Genomic DNA, 17,895 nt, shown 5'->3' with positions numbered 1-17,895 from the left:
TCGCCCCGACCGTCGGCAGCTCATCGCCTAATCTTCCAGAACTGACATCTCATCAGGAAAGGAAGAATTCATGCCTTCACGACTCAACCCGTACATCAGCTTCGACGGCGACGCCCGGCAGGCCATGGAGTTCTACAAGGGCATCTTCGGCGGCAGCCTTTCGGTGAACACATACGGTGAATTCGGCCAGAAGGAGGCCGGTGACGCCGCCGACAAGATCATGCACAGCATGCTCGAGACCGACAACGGTTTCACGCTCATGTGTGCCGACGTCCCGCCAGGGATGGAGCACAAGCCCGGGAACAACATCGCGGTGAGCGTGAGCGGGGAAGACGCCGACGAACTGCGCGGCTACTGGGAGAGGCTCTCCGGCGACGGCACGGTCTCGGTCCCGTTGGAGAAGCAGATGTGGGGCGACATCTTCGGGATGTGCACGGACCGCTTCGGTATCACGTGGCTCGTCAACATCAACCAACACAAGGCCTGAACGAGCAGCGCCCCGATCCAAGGCGCCCAGGCCCTCCGTGTGTCGCGGCCGACTCGGCCGGCCGCGCCCCACACGGGAGTAGCACCCTGCGCCGTCGGCGGACCGACTGCGGCCTGCAGCAACGGGGTTGGGATACTGGACGGCGAACCGACCCGGCCGTCCGACTACCGGGGCAAGGTCGTCGCCGTGGTTTCACGCACCCAGACTGGCCAAGTGCCTTCCCCCAAAGGACAGTTCGAGGCCGCCTATAGAGTTCCCTCATGACCATAGACAGCCAGCCGGTGCAAGAGCCGGGCTCGTCCGTCACGTTCATCAACATCTTCGAGGTAGCCGCCGAACAGCTCGACGAGTTCGTCGCCCAGTGGCAGCAACGCGCCGCACTCATGAGTACCAAGCCCGGGTTTCTGGACACCCGGCTGCACAGGGCTCGCTCGTCGGAGAGCCGCTTCCAGCTCGTCAACGTGGCCCACTGGGAGAGCCAGGAGGCATGGGAAGCCGCCACCGCCGACACCGAGTTCCGGCAGCGCACCGAAGCCGCGCGTGACAACCCTCAGACGCCGGTCATCTCGAGCCCTGGTCTGTACGACGTCGCCGTCGAGTTTTCCGCCGTAACGGCGGAAGCAAAGTAGTCGCGCGCATTACCGGCCGCGCCGACCGCCCCGTGGCATGGCCGGCACAGGCTCGGCGAGCACCGGCTGATGTCCGGCGACCCGGCCTCCGGATCACGAGGGTGTCGGCTCACTCAGAAAATGCCGAGGCCGGGCCCCTCCGGCTGCCCGCTACTTCGCCGGGCCGCCGACCGGCGCAGAAAAAGAACGGCCGCCAGCAGCGCCGTCGCGACCCCGCAGTGGATCCAGGCATTCGCACCGCCGCGGATGACTCCGAGCACGGACCAGGCAGTCCACAAGGCCAGCACCACGGCCAGTGCGGTACCAGCGATGTCGACGAGTCGTGAGCGCAGTTGCTCCCGCTGTACGGTCCCCGGCTCCAGCGCGGACGGGGAGTTGTCGTGCTGCTTCATGCCACCTCCGGACGGTCGGGACCGCACGCGGCGGCCCGGCTTGCCGTTTCGTGTGCCCGAAAGGGACAGCCGTACGCGCCCGCGCTGTGAGGGCCCTCCCCCCTGGGCCCTCACGGCCCGCCCGCGCAGCGACGCTCTGCGGCGCACTACGCAGGAGTCTCACCGGCGCGCGGCCGCCGAGTGGCAGTCCAGCGGTCACCGGAGGTTCGTACGGGTCTCAGGTAGCGGTCTCCACGATCTCCGAACAAGGAGATCCGCCCTGGACGCACACCTGCATGTAGATCACGCGGCCTTCGACGAGTTCATCGTTGACCGTGTATCCGCCGCCATAATCCGCGGGCGCGCTGCGAGCGACCCAGGAGTCATTGATGCTCTTGTAGTTGTACCGAACGTACACGTACTTGCGGTCTGTGGTGACGTTGTCCCAGAGCTTGAAGATATCTCCGTGGGCAGCGAACTGAACGCCCGCCTCATTTCGAGGGGTCTGGGCCCAGTTCTGGTTTGGATATGCCATCGCGGGGCCGGCCGTTACGCCGACCAGGGCGAGAGCGGTCAGAGCGCCGCCCAGAAGCGGCTTGGTGCCAGGAAACTTCATCATGCGAAACCTCGTTGTCGATGGGAGTGGAGCCAATGGCGCCGTCCGGCCGCGCCGACGGCCTTGTGCCGGCAGTCGGCTGGCTCGGTCAACCGCTCCCACAGGCTCTTGATCTCATTTCCGTCCGGCAAGGGGCCTGACCTGTCCGGGACAGTGGGCGGTTGTCCGGGCTGGTCAGAGCCGTGGCCGGACAGGCTCTGTCGTACAAGCGGGTGTTTGGCGTGATCCACCGTTGCCGAACGCGCGGGGCGGTGCAGAGTATGTGCGGCATGGGAAGCAGTGGGCGCTTGGATCCCGGGCGGGCCGAGGACGCTGTGGCGTTCGTCGCGATGATGCAGGAGCTCAAGACGTCGGCCGGGTTGACCTACCGCCAGCTCGAACAGCGTGCCTCGGACGACGGGGCGGTCCTGGCCCGCAGCACCCTCGCGGACACACTCGCCGGAAGAAAACTGCCGAGCCCTGAATTACTGACGGCTTTCGTGCGCGCCTGTGGCGCGGAGAATGAGGTCACGAAGTGGTTGTCAGCAAGGAATCAGATTGAAGAGGCGGCGCAGTCCGCCCTGAGGGACGTGCCGATATCCAAACCGGTGGCTTCCCGACGGGCACGGATAGTCGTCATGGGCGCCACCGTGGTTGTGTTGGTGACGGTCACGTCCATTGGGCTGTGGCTCGTCAACGCGGGAGACGACAGGCCAACACCCCGCGAACCCCAGGGCAGTGGCGTCTCGGCGGCACCCCGCGGCAGGCCAGCCGCCCAGCTGGGCGGCTGGGTGGAGATACGTCCGGCACGGACTCCGCACCTGTGCCTCACGGAGGGCCGCGACCGGACCGGGAGCTACGTACACGCCGTGGCCGCTCAGCGTCCGTGTGGCGAAGCACGGCCCCCGCACACCTACCTGAAGCAGGTCACAGGAGCTGAAACCGCCTATTCGATCCAGTGGCATCATCCCCAGCACGGCTTGGGGTGTCTCACTGTCCGGCGCAGCGGACCTGCCAAGGGGTTGCTCGAACCATGGACGGACTGCAGTGAGAGCAGGGACTTCCAGCGGTTCAGGTTCGAACGGGTCGGCGATCCGGCCAAGGGCCGCTACCGGCTCCGGCCCGGTCACAGTGCCCAGTGCATCGGAATCCGCGACGACGACGCGGAGGCGGGAGCGGAAGCAGTGGAGGAACCCTGCACCGGACGCTCCGACCAGGAGTTCGTGATCGAGTCCGCAGCCTGAGCACCGCCCCGCTCCTGCCTCCGCCGTTCGAGCGCGCCCGCCAATCGCGCCTCCCAAAAGGTGACCTGGCGTCTGGATTATGGTGATGGGTGCGCTTTCGGGAGGGCGCACGTTCCGGCTACCAGGGCCGAGTAAGCGCCGCTGCGCCTTCATGTGCCTCGGGCGACCCCCATTTTCTCCGTGAAAGGGAGGCTGCATCAGCGGATTCCCCCCGTACCGTGGCGCCTCACAGCAGCGGCTGGGGAGCCGCTGCAACGCTGGGCATGTGGCGCGGTGCGCGGGAGGGGCCGGCCACATCGGTGGGGCAGCAGGACCGCTCGTTCCGTGCACGCGGCACAGGTGGCTCGCTACTGGAGGGCGGGGCGCCTCGCGGGGCAACTCGCGGTACCCGATGCCGCCAGGTCGAGCGAAGCAGCCGCACCGATACCAGCGTGCCGGCCGCGGCGGGCAGGAACAGCCGCAGGAGGGGGAGCACAGCGATGGAACCGACAGACGGACGCTACAGCGCGCGCGGCTTCGAGGCGTACCCGGCGGGGCTCACGGTCGACGAACGTACGCATGAGCTGCCCGACGGACGCCTCAGAGCCACGAGGATCTCCCTACTCGACAGCCGGCCTTCGAACGCGCCGGTTCTCTTCGTGTCGGGGTGGGGCTCAACGCCGCATACATGGCGTCGGTTCGTGCCGTTTCTGAGCGCCTCCGCGCAGGTCCACTACCTCGAAACGCGCGAGAAATCGTCCTCACAACTGTCCCGACGGGCCTCCATGGCTGTGAGCGCCGTCAGTCGGGACATCGCCGACTACGCCAATCACACGTTCAGCGGAGGCCACTACGGCTTGGTAGCCGCATCGACCGGAGCCAATGCCGTACTTGAGGCTTGGGACGGCCTGCAGAAGAAGCCCCAATGGCTTGTGCTGATTCTGCCTCACGCCGACATACCGATTCCTCGGTCCATGACTTTGCTGCGCTTCCTCCCCCGGCCCTGCTTAAAGCTCGTCGCACCGGTCGCGACCAGCTTTATGCGCAATTTCCGCCTCAGCAATGTCGAGAAGGCCCAGCAGGAGGGCCTGTTCGAGGCCCTGCGCATGGTCGACATGGCAAAGATGCGCGACTCTGCTGTCGCATGGCGCGCGTACCACCTCAACCCGGAGAAGCTGGAAGCAATCGATGTCCCCACGTTGGTGGTCGGGGCCGCCGACGACAGATTCCACCCGTACGGGGCCATACAGCAGATCGCGTCCCGGCTGCCGGCCGCCGTCCTGATGGATCAGAAGACCTTCACCGGAGCTCACAGCAAGCGATGTGCCATGGCCGTCGTCTCGTGGCTCGAGTCGAGCCCCTAGGGAACCTTGCGTCGCCTGGCCCGGGCAAACCTGACCCACCCATAGATCCCCCACGCCAGAAGCAAGCCGAGAAACGTCAGTTGCAGGATCTCGGCGGCGCGCGAGGCCGAATCGGGATTGCCTGTGGTTCGACCGATGGTGAAGCCGATGGCGAAAAGGGTGGAGATGAACAGCAGCGTGGCTACCGCGTCGATGGACAGCCACTTGCCCAGATGCATACGGGCGGCGCCGAGGAGGATGGGGACGGGGGCTCTGGTCACGACGGGGAACTGAAAGAAGAGAAGAGCAACAGGCCGATCGAATTTACGCTCGCCCATACGGTCTTCGAGGCGTTGGATGAGGCGAGCGACCCGCCGGCTGCGCCGGGCGGACCTCCCCAGGAGAAATCCCATATTGTCCCCCACTACGACGGCCGTATACGCGGTAAGGAATACGCCGACCGGACTGAGGGCACCGACTCCGGCCAGATACGCTCCGCCGATGACAGCGAAGACCCCGGGTGCAAAAAGACCGAGGATCACCGTACTTTCCAGAAGCAACAGGAGGAAAATGCTGCCATAACTGACACCTGATAACAGTTCGATTCCTTCGGGTGCTGCCATTTCCGCATCTTGGCACACGGGCCCACGAACCCGCAAGGCAGTCGTCCACTTTCGCCCGCCACCTCCGACATGGCACCTCCGACATGGAAAGGAAAGAGCAAATGACGCTTTCGCAGGAGGACTGGAAAGTCTTCGAAAAGTACACGCAGGAGTGCATCCGCACCGTGCCGGCCTTGAAGGCGGTCAGCAAAGGGGAGGTCGATGCGGAAGACCTCAAAGGGCTGGCCAGGCGGTTCTACGCGGAAATTCGCACCTTCCTGGATCTGAAGCTCCCGGCTCGAATGCGCTTGTGTCCCCATGACGCCTACGCGGCGAAGAAGTACTTCTGGCAAATCTATGAGGAGGAGCAGGGAGGTTTCAAGCCGGGCCGGAATCACGCACAATGGTTCAAGACCTTCTGCACTTCCATCGGCCTTACGGATGCGGAACTGGAGGCGGAGTACGAGGCATACTGGCCGAGGTATTCGTACCTGCTCACAGAAAAACCGTCCCGCGACGCCGTCGTGCGGGAGCTCGCTGTCTCGTACGCATGGGAAGCTGTGATCGGTATTGTCGGCGAAGAAGTCCTGGCCACGCTGAAACAACTGGGATACGACGACACGCAACTGAGTTACTTCAGTGGCCATCTGGAAGTAGACGAGGGCCATTCCGCTCTGGCGCTGAGCATTCTGCAGGCGTACGTGACAGATGCCCCAACCATGCGAGTGGCCCGTCAGGCCGTGCATGACGACGTCATCGTTTCCAATCCCTGGACAGAGAAGAGGGCCTGATCATGAGCACAAGCGTGGCCGGCGAAGTCTCCGGGCTGGATCGATACCGCTCGGACTATCTCGCGGGCGGCTATCGGCAGGATTCCATAGAACTGGTATCCATCGAAGTGGGAGGTGGCTGGGCCCTGGGCCGTTACCACGTGCAGCAGGGGTTCATGCCGGGCGACGGACAATTCCACCTCACCGTACCCCTGGCTTTCGTGGCGTTCGCCCAGCTGGCGATTGTCTACGCCCACACGGACAAGGGATATCCGGAAAAGAAGTCAGAGATCTTCCTGAGGGAGATATCGTTACGTTGCCGCAAGCCGGTCCACGAAACGGATATAGCCATCGAGTTGTACGTGGACGCCAAGCGCGAGGTCGACAACGGCACCTACTACCGGGGCCGGATCGATGTCCAGCACAGGGCATTCACAGGCGTCGGCGCATTCCTGTTGCCGACACAATGACGTTGGACGGAGGAACTCCTTGTTCGACGCCGTACTGAAGACCATCAGGCTCGCCCGTCTGGTGTGGGCGAGCGGACGTCCGGTCCCCGCATGTTGCGACCACTGCCCTCGGTGTGTTTGCCGGGGGCACATGGCCCAGGAAGTGGCACAAGCGCTCTGCGAAGCACTGTCACTGCGCGTGCGTGTTCGTGGTGATCAGTCTTCGCTCCGGCGCGAAGGCCTCTTGATCTGCAGTAATCACATCAGTTACGTGGATGTTCCCATTCTGCTCGCGAACTTCGCCGGCTCCCCCGTCGCATCGGCAAAAATATATCGATCGAGGACAGCTCGCAGGTGGAGGCGTAAATTCGACATCGTACCGGCGGAACAGGGGAGCCCGAGAGCTGCGATGGCCACCGTGGCCGACATATCGGCCAGGCTTTCGGCAGGAAAATCTGTCATCGCATTTCCGGAGGGAGTCACTTCTGACGGAAACCCCATGAGCCCGTTCAAGCGCGGCGTCTTTGAAGCCGCAGTCCGAACAGGCGCGGACGTCCTACCGGTGATGATCGCCGTTCAGTCCATGGATGCGATCGGAGGTCGTGCTCTGGATGTGCGCGACTTCTACTGGTATCGGGACCGCTGCTCCGGTCGCCGACAGCGTCTCGGCCGTCATGTGTTCCGTCTGGCTCACGCGCAGACGATCGACGTCCGGCTGCTGTGCGGTACGCCGATCTCACCGGATGGGCACGACAGGTCGTCGCTGGCCGCAGCAACAAGGGCGGCGATGCTCGAGCTCACTCTCTGAGGACTGCCCAGGGCGGCCTGTGGTGGCCGGCGGCTGCCGGGCAACACAAGCCGTACGGAGGCGTCCTGGTGCTCCCAGGTGTCAGGAGTCGTCCGGGCGAGGCGGCGTCGAGCCGGCGCAGGCTGCAGGCCGCCGCGGGGTGTCTTGCCGGTCGGCACGACCGCGATGCGCGAGCGGCGGCGGACCGGCGAGCGGCGCCGGGGCCGGGCGACGGGGCTCCCGGCCCCTTCCCCGTCAGCGTTCCGACAGCTCCGCCGGGGCCTCCTGGATCACCCAGCCGTTGCCGTCCGGGTCCTCGAAGGACATGAACGAGTTCCAGGTGTCACCCTTGCCGTCCTCCCAGCCCGACGCGCCGACGTGGCGGATCGGGGAGACGTCCACGCCCCGGTCCATCAGCTCCGCGCGGGCCGCCTCGATGTCCGTGACACAGACCTGCAGGCCCTGCAGTTCACCCGGGGCCATCGCCTTCATGCCCGGCGCCGCAGGCATCCCCTGGAGCATCGCGATCGAACACCGCGAGCCGGGCGGGGTCATCTGGATGATGCGCATCCCCGGGGCGACCTCGTCGTCCAGGTCGATCTTGAAGCCGACCTTTTCGGCGTAGAACTTCTTCGCCCGGTCCATGTCGGTCACAGGCACCGGGACGACTTCGAGTGTCCAGTTCATGAAGAGCCTCCTCAGATACGCCGGCCGGTCCGGCCGGACGGATCGCCCCTGGCGGAGCCGCAGACCGTACTGGGCTCGTACGCGAAAACCAGGACGGGTCCACCGTCGCCCACGAAGGAGCGGCCGCGCACGCCGAAACGCCATTCCGGCCCGCACTTTTCCCGTACGGTCCGGGGGCAGCCGGCGCACTGCCCGGTTCCGGACGCCGCAGCGTGGAAGTGACGGGCACTGCGGGCTAGAGGAGCTCGATCGCTCCGACCAGCGTGACGGGTGCGACGGCCAGGGCGCTCGCCGTCCACGCCAGGGCCCGTGCGGATCTCGCGCTTGGCCTGGATGCCCAGGTACGCCGCGACGGGCGGCACCACGCAGAGGGCGAGGAAGCTCAGGTGCCAGCCCTCCTCCTTGGTCAGGAACCACACGAGAGCCAGGCAGGCCGGTGCCCACCCGACGACCAGGTTGCGCACGCGGGTGAGGAACAGGTCAAGGCCGTCGAGGCTGTCGCCGTACAGAAATGACATGCGTGAATTCTCCGTCCTCAGACAGCGCGGTGGTCGTAGCCCGTGGAGCTCACCTCGGGGAATCCGTTCGCCGCGTAGAAGCCGTTCACCGCCGCGGACATGGTCAGTGCGATGGCGCTCAAGGCCGTCGCCATGGTGTCGAAGGCCTTCGACGCCTCGGCCCACATCTGCATGATGCGGAGGGCCTGGGCCGCCGCCAGGGCGAACATGGCGGCCGATGCCACCTGGCCGCCGACCGGAATCAGATTGGCGGCCTGGGCGGCGGCCAGGTTCACCAGCCAGGTGACCAGAGCGTCGCAGAACATGACGAGGAAGGACTTCAGGTCGGCGAAGTCCTGTGCGTCGCCGCCGTCCGGTCCGCCACCCGCTCCCTTGGAACCCGGAACATGACGCCGCCGACGAGGCTGCCGTCGGCCCAGATGCCGTAGAGCCGCCCGGAGTCGGCGGCGGCCTTGTCGGCGTACCTCTGCAGGAACGCGGTGGCGGACGGCAGGTCGGTGACGTGATCGGGGAGCTCGACGAAGCGGCCGATGTGCTCGCGGCCGCGGTCCATGTGGGCCAGGAACTCCTCGGCGTTCCACGGCTCCAGGGGTCGCAGCTCGGCGCCGTCGTCTCCCAGCGGTATCGCGGACATCCTGCTCCCTCGACGTACGGATTCCTGTGGCGTGCAGCCTAGGCTGGCCCGGTGACCACTGCCCCACCGGCATCGCCCGCGACCCGGCTGCTCCGTGCCCGCGCGCAGGGCGTCGGGAGCGGCTGGCGCGGGCCGTCCGTGGCCGAAGTGCTGGGGCGGGCCTTCGCCCTGCAGGCGCAGGACGCGGCGGCCGCGGCGCTCGGGATCCGGGCGCGCTCGTCCGGACTGACCGTCGCGGACGTGGTCCGGGCCACGGACGTGGAGCGCAGTGTCGTACGGAACTGGTTCATGCGCGGCACGCTTCATCTGGTGCCGGCGGCCGATGTGCGGTGGCTGACGTCGCTTCTCGGGCCGGTGTTCCTGCGGCTGAGCGCGCGGCGGTACCGCGAGCTCGGGCTCGGGGAGCGGGACCTGCGCCGGGGCGAGCAAGTGATCACGTCCGCGCTGGGCGACGGGCCCCTGTCGCGGGCGGAGCTGAGCGGACGACTGACGGGGGCCGGGTTCGCCACCGATGGGCAGGTGCCGGTTCATCTGCTGCGCCGGTGCGCCCTGCTGGGCCTGATCTGCCACGGTCCGACAGCCGGCGGGGAGCCTTCCTTCGTGCTGCTCGACGAGTGGCTGGGGAGCGCGGGCACGCTCGATGTCGCCGCTGAGGACGCGGCGGTCGAGCTGGTACGCCGCTACCGCGCCGCGCACGGGCCGGCGACCCCGGAGGATTTCGCCGCCTGGTCCGGCCTGTCGGTGACGGTCGCGCGGCGGGCCTGGCGGGAGGCGGAGGCAGGCTCGGTGTCGTACGAGGCCGCTGCGGAAGAGGAACCCGCCGAGGCGATGGGCGACGTGCGGCTGTTGCCGGCGTACGACAACTACCTGCTGGGCTACCGGACCCGCGCCCTGTCCGTACCACCCGACTACGAGCGGCTGGTCCACCCCGGCGGCGGACAGCTGCGCGCCACCGTCACCGTGGACGGTCTGGCCTGTGCGACCTGGGGCCGGCGCGCCGGGCAACCGGTGTCGGTCACACCCTTCGACGAGCTGCCGACGCAGGTACGCGCGGACCTCGCGGCCGAGGAGGCGGACGTCCTGCGCTTTCTCGGCGAGCGGTAGCGGCGGCGGGCGCCGGCGGGCTGGTGCCGGGGTGCCCGTGACCTCTGCAGGTTCGACGAAGGGGGACCGGCCCGGGCGCGGCACCGCGTCACGCCCCGTCGGCTGCGGCCAGGACGACCTTCAGCAGCTCGTCCGGGGCGTCTCGCATCACGTTGTGCCCGGATCTCACGGCGTGCACCCGCCAGGCGGGATCGTTGGCCAGCCGCTCGTACAGCGAGGTGGACGGCGAGGCGCCGGGCCGATCGGTCGCGTACGCATAAACAGGGTGGCCCGTTGTGCGTCGTACCGCCGTGGCGCGAGGGCGGTCAGGCGCGGTACGTCGAGCGGCCGGTGTCCGGGCCTTCAGTGACCGGCGAACGAGCGCGGTCGAATGACTGGTGTGCACGCTCAGCGGCCGGTGGTGCTCGCGTCCACGATGTCGGCCTTGGCCGGGGGCCGTACGTGCAATGGCTTGTCGAAGGCGCTGAACGAGGTGGTGCTGCGGTACTCGGCACCCTCGTACACGACCTTGAGGACGTACGGCTTGCCGTCGGTGGCGACGTAGAAGGTGTACGTGCTCCCCTTGTCCGTCTCGTCGGTCACCACCAGCGACATCGCCGCGCGGCCGTCGACCTCGGCCGAGTCGCCCTTCGTCGCTACACCGAAGGGGGCGAACGGCCGGGTGCATTCGGCGAGCCCCTCCCCCGGCTTCGCCTCACTGGAAGGGGTCTTGATCCAGCGCGACCGGCCCTTCGCGTCGCCGGCCAGGTCCCGGCCTGACCACTTCTTGAGGTACGCGCGATCCGGGCGGACGTAGTCCGTGTCGCCGATCCGGATCTGTTCGAGGCTGCCACCTGCGGCCCAGCTCGTCCTGGACACGCACCTGCTCTTGAGGTCGGTCGTCAGACGGCTGGTGTGGCCACCGCCCGTCGTCGCGGTGGTGTCCCCGTCGATGGTCACCGAGTCGAGCGCGTTCATCGTGTCGTTCGCGTTGGCGAGCATCCGCTCGGCGGACAGCTCCTCCGCGCCGGTGCCCTCCGTGCAGCCGGTCACGGCGGCCCCCATCACGAGGCACGCTCCTGCCGCCGTCACAGCGACCGATCTTGTTCGCACACATCCCCCAGGTGATGAGTGCATCAGATTACTGGAAGCGCTCACTCATCCTTCGCCGAGGTGACGGCGTACGAACGGTGCTGCCACCGGGCGAACCCGTATGCGCCGGTTTCACACCCTCGCCCTGCGGAACCGTACGCTCCGGCATTCAGGTGGAAGAACCGTTACGGCCTTCACCCGCCGGAGTGACGGCGTCAACTCGCAGTCGTGGCCCTCCGCGGCAAGGGTAGGAAGGAGCCGCGCACGCCTGGCCGCGTCGGGCCTTCCGTCTGACGCGGATCCCCAACTCACCGCATATTACGGAGGACTTGAGTGCAGCCCGCTATGCCCGCTGACCAGCGTGAGTCGTTCTTGGCCGGAGTCCATGTCGGGGTGCTGGGCGTGACGGACACGCGTACCGGCTCGTCGCCACCCTTGCTGGTACCTGTCTGGTACCGGTACGAGCCGGGCGGCGAGGTCGTGGTGCAGACCGGGCGGGACACCCTCAAGGCCCGGCTGATCCGCGAGGCCGGCCGCTTCAGTATCTGCGTGCAGGACGAGCGGCCTCCCTACCGCTTTGTCAGTGTGGCCGGGCCCGTCGTAGGTGTGTCCGACCCCGCCGATCCCGTGGAGCGCGAGGCGATGGCCCACCGCTACCTGCCCCCGCGCGACGCGTCGGCCTATCTGCGTTCCACGGAGGCCCAGTTGACCGACGACGTCACATTCCGCATGTGTCCGCAGCTCTGGCGCGCGGCGGACTTCTCCTCCTTCGCCGCAGAGTTCGCCTGACGCACCGTCCGGGCGCCGCCTCGCGCCGACGGGGCGCCGGTCATCGTCCGCTCCCCTGCTCACCTCTGATCAAGTGATCCAGTCTGCCCGCGTCGCGCGCCCCAGAAAGGTGTCTGACAGGTGACCACGACAGAACCTCCCCCCGAGCCTGAGCCGGTGACCGCCCTCCCCTACGCCCGGGCCCGCGACTTCCTGCTGCACGAGCTGTTCGACCACCAGGCCCTCCACAGCCCCCGAGCGGTCGCCGCGCGGCACCACGGCCGGGAGCTGACGTACCGCGAACTGCTCGACCGTTCGGATGCGTTGGCGTCGAGGCTCGCGGAGGGCGGTGTGGGCGCGGGTACGAACGTGGGCGTCTGCGGGAGCCGCTCGCTCGAGGCAATCGTGGCTTTCCTCGGCGTTCTCAAAGCGGGCGGTGCCTACGTTCCGCTGGACGACGAACTGCCACCCGCGCGGCTGCGTGCGATGGCCGAGGACGCCGAGGTACGTACCGTCGTCGTACTGCCCGGCAGCACCTGCCGGGTACGAGGCATCAAGGCGCGAGTGGACCTCGGACCGGGCGGTACGCAACCGCTGCCGCCGGACGCGCGCACACATACCCGCCCTCGGGCACGTACACGCGTCGGCCCGGGCGGCTGCGCGTACGTGATGTTCACGTCCGGATCGACCGGACGGCCGAAGCCGGTCATGATCCCGCACCGCGGGGTCGTCCGGCTGGCCCTGTCCGGGCCACCGCTCACCACACCCCGGCCGGACGATGTGGTGCTGCACGCGTACGCGCTGTCCTCGGACGCTTCCACCATCGAGATCTGGGCCGCCCTCCTCAACGGGGCCCGGCTCGAACTGCTGGACCGCGAGGACCTGTTGTCCGCAACAGGGCTGGAGCGGCGCATCCGTGAGGGCGGAGTGACCGTCGCCTTCCTGACGACCAGCGTCTTTCACCACATGGCACGTTCGAGACCGGACGCCCTGGCCGGCCTGCGGTTCGTCTCCGCCGGAGGGGAGGCCATGGACGCCGACCTGGCGCGCCTGGTCCTGCGCGGTTGCCCCGGCACCACCGTGGTGAACTTCTACGGGCCCACCGAGAACTCCGTGGTGTCCACCTTCCACCAGGTGAGCACGGCCGACTGCGGCAGCGGGCGCGTGCCCATCGGCCGCCCCTTCGGCGCGTCGGCCTGTTACGTGCTGCGCCCGGACGGCAGCGCGGCACGCGAGAGGCAGGAGGGGGAGCTGGCTGTGGGAGGGGACGGGCTCGCCCTCGGATACCTCGGCGACCCGGAGCTGACAGCACAGCGATTCGTCGCACCACCGTGCGCCTCCGGCGAGCGCGTCTACCGCACCGGTGACCGCGTACGCCAGAACCCCGACGGCACACTGGAGTACCTGGGCCGGCTGGACCGGCAGGTGAAATTGCGCGGCCACCGGGTGGAACCCGACGAGGTCGAAGCCCGCCTGCGCACTCATCCCCGGGTGGGTGAAGCCGTCGTGGAACTCGACCCCGCGGCCGAGTCCCTCGTCGCCTGGGTGACACCGCTGCGTTCCGGTACCGTCCCCTCGGTGGACGAGCTGCGGCAGTACTGCGCCCAGTGGCTGCCCGCGCAGGCCGTGCCCCGCCTGGTCGTTCGGGACCGGCTGCCGGTCACCCCGGCAGGCAAGGTCGACCGGCAGGCCTTGCTCCGCACCGCACCGGGCAGCTACGGCGTCTCCCCGAGCCAGGCCGACGACAGGGCCGCAGCGGACGCACCGGCCACCGGCGGGCTGGAGGGCGTGCTCGCCGAAATCTGGCACACGGTGTTGCGGGTATGTCCCACCGGGCGGGACGGTTTCTTCCAGCTCGGCGGCGATTCCTTGCTGGCGGCGGAAGCGGTCACCCGTACCGTCGGCGTGCTCGGCCTGGACGCGGAACACAGCAGTACTCTCATCCGCGCTCTGCTCACCGCTCCCACGCTGGACGCCTTCGCCCACGCGGTACGGAGCGTCCGGCACGGCGCGTCGGGGGCAACGGCTACCTCCGAGAGTCACTTCGTCCGGGAGGCGGAGCTCGGCTTCGCCCTGCCTCCCGCCACGGGGCCGGCTCCCTGCCCCGGCCGGCCGCGTCACGTACTGCTGACGGGAGCCAGTGGCTTCATCGGAGCGTTCTTACTGACCGAGCTGCTGCGCGTGACCGAAGCGGTGGTCCACTGCCCGGTCCGGGCGCGGTCGCCGGAGCACGCCAGGCGCCGCGTGCACGCGGCGTGCGACCGTTACGGTCTGAGCATCCCGGACACCGACGCCGCCCGCGTGCACTGCTTCCCGTACGACCTGACCGCCCCCGGGCTCGGTCTCGGATCCGCCCACGCCGCGGAACTCGGCGACCGGCTCGACCTGGTGCTGCACAGCGCCGCACACGTGAACTTCCTCTACCCGTACGAGGCGCTGCGCGCCGCGAACGTGGAGGGCACCCGCGCAATCATCAGCCTCGCCGCCCCGCGCCGTGTTCCGGTGCACTTCCTGTCGACCGTGGCGGTGCTGGCCGGTTTCGGAACGGCCGGTGTCCGTGCGATCGGCGAGGACGAACCGCTGGACCACGCCGAGGGGCTGACCATGGGCTACGCGGAGTCCAAGTGGGTCGCCGAGCAACTCCTGCGCAACGCGGGCCGTGAGGGGCTCCCCGTTTCGATCTACCGCCCCTACGAAGTCACCGGCGACCGCCGCAGCGGCGCGTGCAACACCGAGACGGCGATCTGCTCACTCTTCAAGACCATCGCCGAGACCGGCCTGGCCCCCGACATCCCCCTCCCCATGGACTTCGTACCCGTCGACCACCTGGCCGAGGCCGTCGTCCACATCGCCACCCGGCATCAGGCGGCCGGCCGCACCTATCACCTGACCAACCCCGCCCCCGCGCTGCTCAACGACGTACTGGACCGCATGCGGGCCGCCGGCTTCCAGCTGCGGGCGCTGCCCTACGGACCCTGGGTGCGTGAACTCGTGCGGCACGTCGGGACCCACCCCACCAGCGCCACCGCTCCGTTCGTCTCCCTGTGTGTCGACCGCAGCAACAAGGCCGACATCTCCGTCAAGGAGATGTACCTGCAGGGCACCTTCCCGAGGCTCGGCCGCGACAACACCGAACGCGCCCTGGCCGGCAGCGGTCTGGACTGCCCGCCGGTCGACGACCACCTCCTGGACCGCTACCTGGAGTACTTCTTCACCTCCGGCTACATCCCCCGGCCCAGCCACGGCCCCGTGCTCCCCGCATCCGCCGCCAGAGCCGTGTGACGGCAGTACCCCTCTCGTCAGGAGTCCGCCATGAGGGCCACCGAACCGACCTCGACGCTTCCGCACTACCCGTTCAGGACAACGGAGCCCCGCCCCTGGCTGTCGTGGGCACCATGGCGATGCTCCGGGGTACCGGGCTGCGGGACGAAGCGGTCAAGGGAATGAGTCCGCGTCAGCGGTACGTCTCACTCGCCGGCGTGCACGACATCGCCGAGGAGCTGATCGACGCCTTGGCGCGGCGGGGCGACCGCGGCGGGGCGAGGACTTCGCCCTTCCCTGTTCTGAGGCGTCTGCACCATGCTTCTCCCCGTCCTCCTCGCAGGCCCAGATGGCGGAAATCGGCCACATGCCGGCCTTCTCGGGTCGGGGAAATCCGGCGGGTTCCTCGCCGCCTGTCCCTAGGCGCTCGCCCGCGATCCCGCATTGGCGCAGCGGCTGCGGCCCGGCCTGATTCCGCGCTTGGTGGAGGAGGTGTACCGATGGGCTCCGCTGCTCGGTGATTCCCTCCCCCGTGTCGCCACCGAAGACCTCGATATCGGCCATGCTCAGGTGGAAGCCGGTCAGTTGGTGATGATCTCCACCGATGCCGCCAACCACGACCCGACGGTCTTCCCCGAGCCCGAGCGTCTCGACATCGACCGCGATGCGGCGCCGCACCTGCGACGCGCGGCACAAGAGCCCGTCGAGTGGAGGGAGCGCCACGCCGTACTGATGCCCACCCGCATTCCGGTGCGCTGGTAGCGCCGCGAGGCGCGTGTCAGCCGGCCGCGGTCGTCGGGCGTCCACCGTGCGCACGGGGCCGGCCGTCCCCGGTCCGACCGAGTCGTACCAGCGCGTCGTCCACGTCCGACGCGGCCTGAATGATCGCGCGTTCGGCCGGCTTGAGGAACCCGCTGCTGACCATGTTGTCCAGCATGATCAGGAGCGGGTCGAAGAAGCCGCCGCGATTCACCAGAACAAGGGGTTTTCTGTGAAGGCCCAGTTGATTCCAGGTGGCTACCTCCAATAGCTCCTCCAGCGTGCCGAGCCCGCCCGGCAGCACGGCGAATCCTGAGGAAAGGCGGTACATGAGCGCTTTCCGTTCATGCATACTCTGAACGACGATTACTTCCGCCCGGGACCGGTCCGGGCGCTCTCGCTCGAACAACTGGCGGGGAATTACTCCGGTTACGGGCGCCCCCGCCTCCAGGGCGGCCTCGGCGAGGGCACCCATGATGCCCGTGCCTCCGGCTCCGTAGACCACACCGACGCCACGCACCGCGAGCGCGGTGCCGAATTCCCGGGCCAGCTCGACATATTGGGGCGCGGTCCCGGCATGGGTACCGCAGAACACACAGACACGGTCCACGTTCTTCGAGGAAGAGGGCATGTGCTGACTCCGTCTCGTTTCTACGGCCGCTGAAGCGTAATTCAAGATATCCGAGATGTGCACTTCCTGTGCAGGTGAATTCCTCAATTGGGCTGGATCCTGGAGAATTCAGCGATCGTCGGCAAACAATTCCCCGCGTTCTCGATCGAATGAATCGGCGCCGCAGCCCCTGGACTCCGCCAAGTCGGCCGAAAGTCGACCCATGCATTTCGGTCAGTACGGACATCGGCTCCCCCGATGCCTTCCCGGTCCTAGCATGTCCGTCCTACGAGCTGCTCCCTCTTGGTACAGGTGAGGACTGGATGCGACAGGAGTCGTGGCGGCCTGACGCCATCGACACGAAGGTGCCGAGCGTGGCACGCATGTACGACTATTTCCTGGGGGGTGAGGACAACTACCAGTCGGACCGTGAGGCGTGCGAGCAGCTGCTCGAGCAAGTGCCCAGCACCAAGGTCCTGGCGGTCAACAACCGGCGCTTCCTGCGGCGTGTGGTGCGCCTGTTGGCGGCCGACCACGGCATCCGGCAGTTCATCGACCACGGATCCGGCCTGCCCACCCAGGACAACGTCCACCAGGTCGCCCAGGCCGTCGACCCCGCGTCGAAGGTGGTGTACGTCGACAACGATCCGATCGTCCTGGCGCACGGCCGAGCGCTGCTGGAGGAGAACGACCGTACGGCCGTCATTCAGGCCGACATGCGCGACACGGAAGGCATCTTCAGCCATCCGGAGACGACCCGACTGATCGATTTCAGCCGTCCGGTCGCGGCGCTCTTCGTTTCGGTCCTGCACTGCATCCCCGACTCGGACGACCCGGCCGGCCTGGTGCGGCGGGTGGCTGCACGGCTGGCACCGGGGAGCTTCCTCGTCGTCTGCCAGCTGGTGAGCGACCGGCCGCAGATCCGTACTTTCGTCACCGACTTCATGGCGGAGGCGACCGGCGGCAACTGGGGCCGGGTACGTGAGGAAGGCGAGGTCGCGGAGTACTTCCACGGCCTGGAGATCCTCGAACCCGGCCTGGTGGAAGTCTCCACCTGGCGCCCGGACAACGATCTGGCGCCCGTGCAGCCGTCCGACGAGTGGCTCGAGTGGGGCGGCGTCGGTCGGCTCCTCTAGGGTCCGTCTTCAAAGTGATCTTGCCCAGAGCAGGAACGACGCCAGGCTGACCGCTGCTTCGTAGGAAGTGGCGGTCTTCTCATACCTGGTC

Annotated in this window: 20 protein-coding genes and 1 pseudogene; 12 read left to right on the top strand and 9 right to left on the bottom strand. The window is 67.8% G+C overall.

Features of this window, described 5'->3' with window-relative positions; genetic code table 11:
* The first annotated feature begins 70 nt into the window (after nucleotides 1–70).
* On the top strand, nucleotides 71–487 hold the full coding sequence (locus ACWIHY_RS23920) for a VOC family protein (protein ID WP_454377707.1): 417 nt from the start codon (nucleotides 71–73) through the stop codon (nucleotides 485–487).
* A 260-nt stretch (nucleotides 488–747) separates the two neighbouring features.
* Nucleotides 748–1,116 (top strand): antibiotic biosynthesis monooxygenase family protein, encoded by a 369-nt coding sequence (locus ACWIHY_RS23915; protein WP_454377706.1) that lies wholly within the window; start codon nucleotides 748–750, stop codon nucleotides 1,114–1,116.
* 113 nt (nucleotides 1,117–1,229) lie between these two features.
* On the opposite strand, the gene ACWIHY_RS23910 is transcribed toward ACWIHY_RS23915, so the two are convergent.
* Nucleotides 1,230–1,508, bottom strand: a complete 279-nt coding sequence (locus ACWIHY_RS23910; RefSeq protein WP_454377705.1) for a hypothetical protein — start codon at nucleotides 1,506–1,508, stop codon at nucleotides 1,230–1,232.
* Nucleotides 1,509–1,725: 217 nt separating this feature from the next.
* Nucleotides 1,726–2,106 (bottom strand): hypothetical protein, encoded by a 381-nt coding sequence (locus ACWIHY_RS23905; protein ID WP_454377704.1) that lies wholly within the window; start codon nucleotides 2,104–2,106, stop codon nucleotides 1,726–1,728.
* 266 nt (nucleotides 2,107–2,372) lie between these two features.
* On the opposite strand from ACWIHY_RS23905, the gene ACWIHY_RS23900 reads away from it, so the two are divergent.
* Both ACWIHY_RS23900 and ACWIHY_RS23895 read left to right on the top strand, forming a co-directional pair.
* On the top strand, nucleotides 2,373–3,326 hold the full coding sequence (locus ACWIHY_RS23900) for an RICIN domain-containing protein (protein ID WP_454377703.1): 954 nt from the start codon (nucleotides 2,373–2,375) through the stop codon (nucleotides 3,324–3,326).
* Nucleotides 3,327–3,805: 479 nt separating this feature from the next.
* On the top strand, nucleotides 3,806–4,669 hold the full coding sequence (locus ACWIHY_RS23895) for an alpha/beta fold hydrolase (RefSeq protein WP_454377702.1): 864 nt from the start codon (nucleotides 3,806–3,808) through the stop codon (nucleotides 4,667–4,669).
* Here the strand turns inward: ACWIHY_RS23895 and ACWIHY_RS23890 are convergent.
* Nucleotides 4,666–5,271, bottom strand: coding sequence for a DedA family protein (locus ACWIHY_RS23890; RefSeq protein WP_454377701.1), 606 nt, complete (start codon nucleotides 5,269–5,271; stop codon nucleotides 4,666–4,668). The two genes, ACWIHY_RS23895 and ACWIHY_RS23890, sit on opposite strands and share 4 nt — an antisense overlap.
* Nucleotides 5,272–5,372: 101 nt before the next feature.
* Here ACWIHY_RS23890 and ACWIHY_RS23885 point away from each other — a divergent pair, with 101 nt between their 5' ends.
* Genes ACWIHY_RS23885 through ACWIHY_RS23875 form a run of 3 tightly spaced genes read left to right on the top strand, consistent with a single transcriptional unit; the run spans nucleotide 5,373 to nucleotide 7,277 of the window.
* A complete protein-coding gene (locus ACWIHY_RS23885) occupies nucleotides 5,373–6,041 on the top strand; it encodes an iron-containing redox enzyme family protein (protein ID WP_454377700.1) in 669 nt (222 codons plus the stop codon).
* A gap of 2 nt (nucleotides 6,042–6,043) precedes the next feature.
* Nucleotides 6,044–6,490 (top strand): hypothetical protein, encoded by a 447-nt coding sequence (locus ACWIHY_RS23880; RefSeq protein WP_454377699.1) that lies wholly within the window; start codon nucleotides 6,044–6,046, stop codon nucleotides 6,488–6,490.
* On the top strand, nucleotides 6,435–7,277 hold the full coding sequence (locus tag ACWIHY_RS23875) for a lysophospholipid acyltransferase family protein (RefSeq protein ID WP_454377698.1): 843 nt from the start codon (nucleotides 6,435–6,437) through the stop codon (nucleotides 7,275–7,277). The genes ACWIHY_RS23880 and ACWIHY_RS23875 overlap by 56 nt, the downstream gene beginning before the upstream one ends.
* 234 nt (nucleotides 7,278–7,511) lie before the next feature.
* Here ACWIHY_RS23875 and ACWIHY_RS23870 read toward each other — a convergent pair whose 3' ends face one another.
* From ACWIHY_RS23870 to ACWIHY_RS23855, 4 genes and pseudogenes are all read right to left on the bottom strand, one after another.
* Complete coding sequence (locus tag ACWIHY_RS23870; protein ID WP_454377697.1) at nucleotides 7,512–7,943, bottom strand: VOC family protein; 432 nt, start codon at nucleotides 7,941–7,943, stop codon at nucleotides 7,512–7,514.
* Between the two features lie 11 nt (nucleotides 7,944–7,954).
* The gene (locus ACWIHY_RS23865; protein ID WP_454377696.1) at nucleotides 7,955–8,461 is read right to left on the bottom strand and encodes a hypothetical protein; all 507 of its coding nucleotides are present in this window, start codon (nucleotides 8,459–8,461) and stop codon (nucleotides 7,955–7,957) included.
* Nucleotides 8,462–8,478: 17 nt separating this feature from the next.
* Nucleotides 8,479–8,766, bottom strand: coding sequence for a hypothetical protein (locus tag ACWIHY_RS23860; RefSeq protein ID WP_454377695.1), 288 nt, complete (start codon nucleotides 8,764–8,766; stop codon nucleotides 8,479–8,481).
* 74 nt (nucleotides 8,767–8,840) lie between these two features.
* A pseudogene (locus ACWIHY_RS23855) lies at nucleotides 8,841–9,095 on the bottom strand (GNAT family N-acetyltransferase); the annotation flags it as partial.
* Nucleotides 9,096–9,146: 51 nt separating this feature from the next.
* On the opposite strand from ACWIHY_RS23855, the gene ACWIHY_RS23850 reads away from it, so the two are divergent.
* Nucleotides 9,147–10,199 (top strand): winged helix DNA-binding domain-containing protein, encoded by a 1,053-nt coding sequence (locus tag ACWIHY_RS23850; RefSeq protein WP_454377694.1) that lies wholly within the window; start codon nucleotides 9,147–9,149, stop codon nucleotides 10,197–10,199.
* 387 nt (nucleotides 10,200–10,586) lie between these two features.
* On the opposite strand, the gene ACWIHY_RS23845 is transcribed toward ACWIHY_RS23850, so the two are convergent.
* Nucleotides 10,587–11,243: a hypothetical protein gene (locus ACWIHY_RS23845; RefSeq protein ID WP_454377693.1), complete on the bottom strand. Its 657-nt coding sequence runs from the start codon at nucleotides 11,241–11,243 to the stop codon at nucleotides 10,587–10,589.
* A gap of 372 nt (nucleotides 11,244–11,615) precedes the next feature.
* Here ACWIHY_RS23845 and ACWIHY_RS23840 point away from each other — a divergent pair, with 372 nt between their 5' ends.
* The 3 genes from ACWIHY_RS23840 to ACWIHY_RS23830 all read left to right on the top strand — a co-directional run bounded on the left by ACWIHY_RS23840 (nucleotide 11,616) and on the right by ACWIHY_RS23830 (nucleotide 16,061).
* The gene (locus ACWIHY_RS23840) at nucleotides 11,616–12,059 is read left to right on the top strand and encodes a pyridoxamine 5'-phosphate oxidase family protein (RefSeq protein WP_454377692.1); all 444 of its coding nucleotides are present in this window, start codon (nucleotides 11,616–11,618) and stop codon (nucleotides 12,057–12,059) included.
* A gap of 120 nt (nucleotides 12,060–12,179) precedes the next feature.
* Nucleotides 12,180–15,320, top strand: a complete 3,141-nt coding sequence (locus ACWIHY_RS23835; RefSeq protein WP_454377691.1) for an amino acid adenylation domain-containing protein — start codon at nucleotides 12,180–12,182, stop codon at nucleotides 15,318–15,320.
* A 423-nt stretch (nucleotides 15,321–15,743) separates the two neighbouring features.
* Entirely contained in the window at nucleotides 15,744–16,061 is a 318-nt protein-coding gene (locus ACWIHY_RS23830) for a cytochrome P450 (protein WP_454377690.1), read from the top strand.
* A 16-nt stretch (nucleotides 16,062–16,077) separates the two neighbouring features.
* Here the strand turns inward: ACWIHY_RS23830 and ACWIHY_RS23825 are convergent, their stop codons facing one another.
* The gene (locus tag ACWIHY_RS23825; RefSeq protein ID WP_454377689.1) at nucleotides 16,078–16,689 is read right to left on the bottom strand and encodes an LOG family protein; all 612 of its coding nucleotides are present in this window, start codon (nucleotides 16,687–16,689) and stop codon (nucleotides 16,078–16,080) included.
* A 302-nt stretch (nucleotides 16,690–16,991) separates the two neighbouring features.
* Between ACWIHY_RS23825 and ACWIHY_RS23820 the strand changes: the two genes are divergently transcribed.
* Nucleotides 16,992–17,804 (top strand): SAM-dependent methyltransferase, encoded by an 813-nt coding sequence (locus tag ACWIHY_RS23820; RefSeq protein ID WP_454377688.1) that lies wholly within the window; start codon nucleotides 16,992–16,994, stop codon nucleotides 17,802–17,804.
* The last annotated feature ends 91 nt before the right edge of the window (nucleotides 17,805–17,895 follow it).

The organism is Streptomyces sp. NPDC055287 (assembly GCF_053646035.1).
This window is presented reverse-complemented; position numbering and strand designations above follow the sequence as displayed.

What these genes read in the sequence shown, in the direction of transcription:
- ACWIHY_RS23845 (WP_454377693.1), bottom strand. Translation starts at nt 11,243, where the DNA reads ATGGGGGCCGCCGTGACCGGCTGCACGGAGGGCACCGGCGCGGAGGAG.
- ACWIHY_RS23905 (WP_454377704.1), bottom strand. Translation starts at nt 2,106, where the DNA reads ATGATGAAGTTTCCTGGCACCAAGCCGCTTCTGGGCGGCGCTCTGACC.
- ACWIHY_RS23860 (WP_454377695.1), bottom strand. Translation starts at nt 8,766, where the DNA reads ATGTTCTGCGACGCTCTGGTCACCTGGCTGGTGAACCTGGCCGCCGCC.
- ACWIHY_RS23910 (WP_454377705.1), bottom strand. Translation starts at nt 1,508, where the DNA reads ATGAAGCAGCACGACAACTCCCCGTCCGCGCTGGAGCCGGGGACCGTA.
- ACWIHY_RS23915 (WP_454377706.1), top strand. Translation starts at nt 748, where the DNA reads ATGACCATAGACAGCCAGCCGGTGCAAGAGCCGGGCTCGTCCGTCACG.
- ACWIHY_RS23820 (WP_454377688.1), top strand. Translation starts at nt 16,992, where the DNA reads ATGCGACAGGAGTCGTGGCGGCCTGACGCCATCGACACGAAGGTGCCG.
- ACWIHY_RS23840 (WP_454377692.1), top strand. Translation starts at nt 11,616, where the DNA reads ATGCCCGCTGACCAGCGTGAGTCGTTCTTGGCCGGAGTCCATGTCGGG.
- ACWIHY_RS23875 (WP_454377698.1), top strand. Translation starts at nt 6,435, where the DNA reads ATGTCCAGCACAGGGCATTCACAGGCGTCGGCGCATTCCTGTTGCCGA.
- ACWIHY_RS23825 (WP_454377689.1), bottom strand. Translation starts at nt 16,689, where the DNA reads ATGCCCTCTTCCTCGAAGAACGTGGACCGTGTCTGTGTGTTCTGCGGT.
- ACWIHY_RS23895 (WP_454377702.1), top strand. Translation starts at nt 3,806, where the DNA reads ATGGAACCGACAGACGGACGCTACAGCGCGCGCGGCTTCGAGGCGTAC.
- ACWIHY_RS23870 (WP_454377697.1), bottom strand. Translation starts at nt 7,943, where the DNA reads ATGAACTGGACACTCGAAGTCGTCCCGGTGCCTGTGACCGACATGGAC.
- ACWIHY_RS23865 (WP_454377696.1), bottom strand. Translation starts at nt 8,461, where the DNA reads ATGTCATTTCTGTACGGCGACAGCCTCGACGGCCTTGACCTGTTCCTC.
- ACWIHY_RS23890 (WP_454377701.1), bottom strand. Translation starts at nt 5,271, where the DNA reads ATGGCAGCACCCGAAGGAATCGAACTGTTATCAGGTGTCAGTTATGGC.
- ACWIHY_RS23920 (WP_454377707.1), top strand. Translation starts at nt 71, where the DNA reads ATGCCTTCACGACTCAACCCGTACATCAGCTTCGACGGCGACGCCCGG.
- ACWIHY_RS23880 (WP_454377699.1), top strand. Translation starts at nt 6,044, where the DNA reads ATGAGCACAAGCGTGGCCGGCGAAGTCTCCGGGCTGGATCGATACCGC.
- ACWIHY_RS23900 (WP_454377703.1), top strand. Translation starts at nt 2,373, where the DNA reads ATGGGAAGCAGTGGGCGCTTGGATCCCGGGCGGGCCGAGGACGCTGTG.
- ACWIHY_RS23885 (WP_454377700.1), top strand. Translation starts at nt 5,373, where the DNA reads ATGACGCTTTCGCAGGAGGACTGGAAAGTCTTCGAAAAGTACACGCAG.